General features: G+C 72.5%; 4 protein-coding genes and 2 pseudogenes. 3 read left to right on the plus strand and 3 right to left on the minus strand.

What is annotated here, in order from left to right:
* The 3 genes and pseudogenes from ACFWEK_RS17990 to ACFWEK_RS18000 form a co-directional block, all read right to left on the minus strand.
* A pseudogene (locus ACFWEK_RS17990) lies at nucleotides 1-674 on the minus strand (sugar ABC transporter substrate-binding protein); the annotation flags it as partial.
* Between the two features lie 131 nt (nucleotides 675-805).
* On the minus strand, nucleotides 806-2,014 hold the full coding sequence (locus ACFWEK_RS17995; RefSeq protein ID WP_430554911.1) for an endo-1,4-beta-xylanase: 1,209 nt from the start codon (nucleotides 2,012-2,014) through the stop codon (nucleotides 806-808).
* Between the two features lie 69 nt (nucleotides 2,015-2,083).
* The gene (locus tag ACFWEK_RS18000; protein WP_430554912.1) at nucleotides 2,084-3,040 is read right to left on the minus strand and encodes a glycoside hydrolase family 43 protein; all 957 of its coding nucleotides are present in this window, start codon (nucleotides 3,038-3,040) and stop codon (nucleotides 2,084-2,086) included.
* A 121-nt stretch (nucleotides 3,041-3,161) separates the two neighbouring features.
* On the opposite strand from ACFWEK_RS18000, the gene ACFWEK_RS18005 reads away from it, so the two are divergent.
* From ACFWEK_RS18005 to ACFWEK_RS18015, 3 genes and pseudogenes are all read left to right on the plus strand, one after another.
* Nucleotides 3,162-4,160, plus strand: coding sequence for a LacI family DNA-binding transcriptional regulator (locus tag ACFWEK_RS18005; protein WP_430554913.1), 999 nt, complete (start codon nucleotides 3,162-3,164; stop codon nucleotides 4,158-4,160).
* Between the two features lie 124 nt (nucleotides 4,161-4,284).
* A complete protein-coding gene (locus ACFWEK_RS18010; RefSeq protein WP_430554914.1) occupies nucleotides 4,285-5,607 on the plus strand; it encodes an enolase C-terminal domain-like protein in 1,323 nt (440 codons plus the stop codon).
* A gap of 102 nt (nucleotides 5,608-5,709) precedes the next feature.
* Nucleotides 5,710-5,834: pseudogene (locus ACFWEK_RS18015) on the plus strand (superoxide dismutase); the annotation flags it as partial.

Consider the following 5,834-nt stretch of genomic DNA (forward strand, 5'->3'; position numbering starts at 1 on the left):
ACCTTCGCGCTGAAGACGAGCGCGGGTGACATCAACTTCGCGATGGACGCGGCGAAGACCCCGCAGACCGTGAACTCCTTCAAGTCCTTGCGGATGATCATCGAGAACACCGGGACGGACACCTCCTGCAGCCCGGGGACCATGTAGTACTTCCCGTCGTCCTGGCGGAGGTTGTCGATCATGTCGCCGAGGTCCCACTCCTCGACGTACTTCTGGAAGTTCGGCATGAGGTCGACGTAGTCGCTCATCGGGAGCACCGCCCCCGACGAGACGAACGGGGCGTCCTCGCCCGTGTAGACGAGCGGGATGATCTGGGGGGCGTCGCCGGCGCTGATGAGCAGGCTGCGCTTCTCCGTGGCGTCGCTGAACGGGATGTTGGTCGGCTGGAGCGTGACGTTGGTCCGCTTCTCGATCTCGTCGAAGAGCTGCCAGGAGTCCTTGATCGGGAGCTCCGGCCAGTCGGTCCACAGGATCGAGAAGTCGACGGGCTCCGTCGCCTTGAACTGCTGGTCGGCGGCGAAGTCGGTCATCGACGCCTCGGTGTTGTCCAGCCCCGCGCCGCCCTCCTCCGACTCACCGCTGCACGCGGCGAGGAGCAGCAGCGACGACGCCGCGACGGCTGCCGGGACGGCCCGCCACGGGCGGCGCGCCCGCGGTGTCAGATCACCCATCATGTGTCTCCCCTTCGAGAACCCCGGGCCACGTCGCCCGAGCCGACCGACCGTCCGACTGCCCGGTCCGTCTGCGATTTTAGCGTTAAACTAGAGCCCGCCTCCGGGCCCGTCAACCCCCGTCTCACCGGGGATCAGGGGGCGAGGCGCAGCTCCACGGCGTGCTCTCCCGCCGCCAGGTCGACCGTCGCCGACGACGCGCCGCAGCGCGCCTCGTACCTGCCCGCGAAGCCCTCCACGTCGATCCGCCCGGCCGCGTCCGTGCGCCCCGGCGTCGGGCCCGTCCACCACGCGTCGCGCACCAGTGACCGCAGGGCGTCGTAGGCCGGCTTGGGCGTGCCGTCCGCCCGCACGAGCCCCGCCGGCGCACCGAGCCACGCCCCGGCGTCGCCGAGACCCCAGTACGTGATCGACTCGACGGCCGGGTGGGAGACGAGCGCCGAGTAGTGCGCCACCACGTCGTCCGCCTGGCGCGCCTCGCCCTCGGGCGTGGACGGCCACCGGGCGACCTGGTGGTCGTTGAGGTCCTCGACGTCGGCCGGCATGAGGTCGCCCGAGAGGAGCGTCGTCTCGGTCCAGTGCAGCGGCAGCCCGAAGGGGGCGAACCGGTCGCAGACCTCGAGCAGCCGGTCGGCGCCGCGGAAGCCCTGGTGCATGTGCGACTGCAGCCCGATCGCGTCGATCCGCACGCCCGCCTCGAGCAGCTCCTCGATCAGCCGCTCGTACTCGGGCCCCAGGTCGAAGTCGTTGATCAGCAGGCGCGGCGACGTGCCCTCGCCGCGCGCCTCGTCGACCGCCAGCCGCACCATCTCGACGCGGCCGAGTCGTGCGCACAGGCGACTGATCGCGTTGGGGACACCGTCGGGCTCGTTCGTGAACCGGGGCATGATCACCACCTCGTTGACGGCGTCCCACGTGTCGATCAGGCCGGCGAGGTCGCGCACCTCCCGGCGCACGCGCTCGCGCAGCAGCCGCTCCGCGTCGTCCAGCGGCAGGCGGTCGACCCACGGGGCCTTGACCGTGTGCCACACGAGCGGGTGCCCCTTGAGGCGCACCCCCCGGTCGGCGAACCAGCGCGCCGCCTCGGTGAGGTCGGCGAGGGCCGTCTCCCCGCGCCGCGGCTCGTAGCGCCCCCAGTACACGGGCAGGGTCGCCGTGTCGAACAGCCCCAGCCAGAGGTCCTGGTATCCGGCGTCCGCGCCCGCCACCTCGAAGGCCGCGCAGCCGAACTCGAACGCGTGGCGCACCTGGCGCACCGTGACGTCCTCGTGCGCGAGAGGGCGGCCCCCCTCGTCCGTGAGCGTGACGACGCTCCGGGTGCGGCGGTGGTCGAGGCCGGTCACGCCGCAGCCTCCGGCGTGAGCGGCACGGGCGTTCTTCTCATGCGTCTCCTTCGTGGTGCGTCGTCCTGGTCAGAGCCGGGCAAGGCCCCTCCACTCGCCGCGCCGGAGCGGGAGCACGGCGCCGTGCTTGGTGTGCGGGGGCAGGTGCAGCTCCTCCTCCGGCACGGGCTCCCACCGTCCGGACGAGAGGTCGGTGGTGGTCAGCGCCCGGTACCCCTGCGGCGGACGGCCGTACTGGTCCACCCACAGGTACCAGCGGCTCCCGTCGTGCGTCGGGAAGACGAGCGGACCCTCGACCGCGGGGCCGAAAACCTGGCCCAGCCCGGTCGCGAGCGTCCGGAAGGCGGGGTGGAAGAACGACGACCCCACCTGGTGGAAGACCTGCCACGACCCCGGCGCGCCGTCGTCCTGCTTCGCGAACCGGTGCACCTCGTCGCCGACGGCCACCGCCGTCATGTCGATCACCCCACCGGGCAGCTCGAGGTACGTCTCGGCGGGGGCGAACGTGCGGAGGTCGCGGGTGGTGGCGGTCATGATCCGCGGCACGCAGGGCCCCTCGTGCCGCGGGTCGTCGGGGGCGTAGAGGGCCGCCGCGAAGTGCAGCACGAGAACGCCGGTGTCCGCGTCGTGGAACACCTCCGGCGCCCAGGCCATGCCTGCGTGCGGCGGCGCGACGGCCACGTGGCGCGGCTCCGACCACGTCAGGAGGTCCGGCGAGTCCCAGACGACGACGTCCCGGCTGCCGTGCCGGGCGTACTCGTGCCAGTCCGGGCCGGCGGGACGCCACACCCGCAGGTCGGTGGCGACGAGGTGGAAGCCCTCGCCGTCGGGCCGGCGCACGACGTGCGGGTCGCGGACGCCGGTGGTGCCGGCGGTGGTCTCGAGAACCGGCGCGCCGCCGTGGAGCGGACGCCATCGCAGCGGGTCGTCGCCCTCGCTGAGGCTGAGGTGGACGCGCTCCCCGTGGCCCGCCGGGTCCTCCACGAAGTGCACGAGGAGATAGCCGTACGGATCGTCGGAGCGCATCCTCGAGCCCTTCTCGGTTTATCGTTAATCCGGGCCGACCCTGACATGGCGGAACCGCGTCGTCAAGGCCGGCACGACGCCGCCGCGCACGGCCTGGCAGGATCACCCCGGGAGGTGGCGCATGGTCACGATGAGCGACGTCGCGCGGGAGGCGGGCGTGTCGATGATGACCGTCTCGAACGTGCTCACGGGCAAGAAGCGCGTGGGCGACCCCACCCGCGACCGGGTGCTCGCGGCGGTCGAGTCTCTCGGCTACGAGGTGAACCTCACCGCCCGGCACCTGCGCGCCGGACGCACGGACACGGTCGCCCTCATCGTGCCCAGCTTCCACGACTACTTCGGCGAGGTCGCGGACCGGATCGCCCCCCTGGTCGAGGCCGGCGGCCGGCACCTCGTGGTCGAGCGCACCAGCGCGGACGCGCGCAGCGAGATGGAGTCGCTGAGCATGCCGCGGCTGCGGATGTACGACGGCGTCCTCCTCTCGGTGGCCGGCCTGCTCAGCGACGAGCTCGACCGGGTCCCGACGTCCACCCCGATCGTGCTCCTGGGCGAGCGGGAGGTGCCCCAGCAGTTCGACCACGTCCGGCTCGCCAACGTCGAGGGCGCCCGCCTGGCGACGGCGCACCTGCTCGAGCGCGGGGCGCGGCGGGTGCTCGCCCTCGGCGCCTCCGTCGAGGCGTCGGTCGGCATGGAGTCGGACCGGCGCGCGGGATGGGCCGAGGCGCACCGCGCGGCCGGGCTCGTCGCGGACGAGCGCCTCGTCACGCCCGTGCCGGACTTCACGTCCGAGGCCGCGTACGACGCCGTCACCCGGCTGCTCGACGACGGCACGCCGTTCGACGGCGTCTTCGCCGTCAACGACACCGTGGCGTTCGGGGCGGTGGCCGCCCTCGCCGAGCGAGGCGTGCAGGTCCCCGACGACGTCCAGCTGGTGGGCTTCGACAACCTCGGCGTCTCGCGCTTCGTCCCGCCGGGGATCACCTCGGTCGACCCCGGCTACGACGTCGTGGCGGCCACCGCCGTGCGGCTCCTCGAGCAGCGGATGGCCGGCGGCGACGGTCCGCACGAGCACGTGACCATCCCCGTCCACCTGGTCGAGCGAGGCTCGACCCGCGCCTGACGCCCCCAGTCCTCGGATCTCTTGCCCCGCGGACGACCGCACGTTCGTTGCCGTTCTCGACGTGTTGCCGCTAGGTTGGCCTCAGTCATCCGATCTTTCTGCCCGTCGCCACGAAGAGGTGCGCATGCCCACCATCACCGACGTCGAGATCACCGACGTCCGCTTCCCGACCTCCCGCACCGCCGACGGGTCGGACGCGATGAACGCCGACGCCGACTACTCGGCCGTCTACGTCGTCCTGCGCACCGACGGCACCGACCCCGCGGGCGAGCCGCTGGCCGGCCACGGCCTGACGTTCACCATCGGGCGCGGCACGGACGTCGTCGCCCTGGCGGCCCGGCACCAGGCCGATCGGCTGGTGGGGCGGGACGTCGACGACGTCGTCGGCGACCTGGGCGGCACGTACCGCGGCCTCACCGCCGACAGCCAGCTGCGCTGGCTCGGGCCGGAGAAGGGCGTCGTCCACCTGTCGCTGGCCGCCGTCCTCAACGCAGCCTGGGACCTCGCCGGGCGCCGCGCCGGCAAGCCCGTGTGGCGGCTGCTCGCGGACATGACGCCCGAGCAGCTCGTCGACGTCGCGGACCTGCGCTACCTCTCGGACGCCCTCACCCGCGACGAGGCGCTGGAGATCCTGCGTGCCGCCGAGCCCGGCAAGGCCGAGCGCATCGCGCACCTGGAGCGCCGCGGCTACCCCGCGTACACGACGTCGGCCGGCTGGCTCGGGTACGACGACGCCAAGCTGCGCCGCCTCACCCGCGAGGCCGTGGACGCCGGCTACCGGCACGTGAAGCTCAAGGTCGGGGCGCGGCTCGAGGACGACGTCCGCCGCCTCGGCATCGCGCGCGAGGAGCTCGGCCCGGACCTCACGCTGATGATCGACGCGAACCAGGTGTGGGACGTGCCCGAGGCCATCGAGTGGGTCCGCGCCCTGCAGCGGTTCGACCCGCTGTGGATCGAGGAGCCCACGTCGCCCGACGACGTCCTCGGCCACGCCGCCGTGCGCGAGGGCGTCGCGCCCGTGCGCGTCGCGACGGGCGAGCACTGCCACAACCGCGTGATGTTCAAGCAGCTCTTCCAGGCGCGGGCCACCGACTACTGCCAGCTCGACACGGGCCGCCTCGCCAGCATCAACGAGATCGTCGCGGTGCTGCTGCTCGCCGCGAAGTTCGGCGTGCCCGTCTGCCCGCACGCCGGCGGGGTGGGCCTGTGCGAGATGGTGCAGCACGTGTCGGTGCTCGACTACGTCGCCGTGTCGGGGTCGCTGGACGGGCGCATCACCGAGTTCGTCGACCACCTGCACGAGCACTTCACCGACCCGTGCCTGGTGGAGGACCTCGGCGAGGGCGTGTCGTACGTCGTGCCGACCGCGCCCGGCTACTCCACGCAGATGCGCCCGGAGTCCGTGGCGGAGTTCCGCTTCCCCGGCGGCGCTGCGTGGACGTCGTGACCGTGGTGACCTGGGACACGTTGCCCGGAACACGTTGACCTCAACAAGGGTTCAGGTCGTAGCGTGACCAGCAACGACATCCGCGACGACGAAGGGGACGAGATGCCCGTCTACACCCTGCCCGACCTGCCGTACGACTACAGCGCCCTCGAGCCGCACATCAGCGGCAAGATCATGGAGCTGCACCACGACAAGCACCACGCGGCCTACGTCACCGGCGCCAACAC

This window comes from Isoptericola sp. NPDC060257 (genome assembly GCF_042726645.1).
In the GTDB taxonomy this organism is placed as follows: Bacteria; Actinomycetota; Actinomycetes; order Actinomycetales; family Cellulomonadaceae; genus Isoptericola; species Isoptericola nanjingensis.

Bases quoted from the DNA above. Each gene is read 5' to 3' on its own strand.
- ACFWEK_RS18000 (WP_430554912.1), bottom strand. From the start codon at position 3,040: ATGCGCTCCGACGATCCGTACGGCTATCTCCTCGTGCACTTCGTGGAG.
- ACFWEK_RS18005 (WP_430554913.1), top strand. From the start codon at position 3,162: ATGGTCACGATGAGCGACGTCGCGCGGGAGGCGGGCGTGTCGATGATG.
- ACFWEK_RS18010 (WP_430554914.1), top strand. From the start codon at position 4,285: ATGCCCACCATCACCGACGTCGAGATCACCGACGTCCGCTTCCCGACC.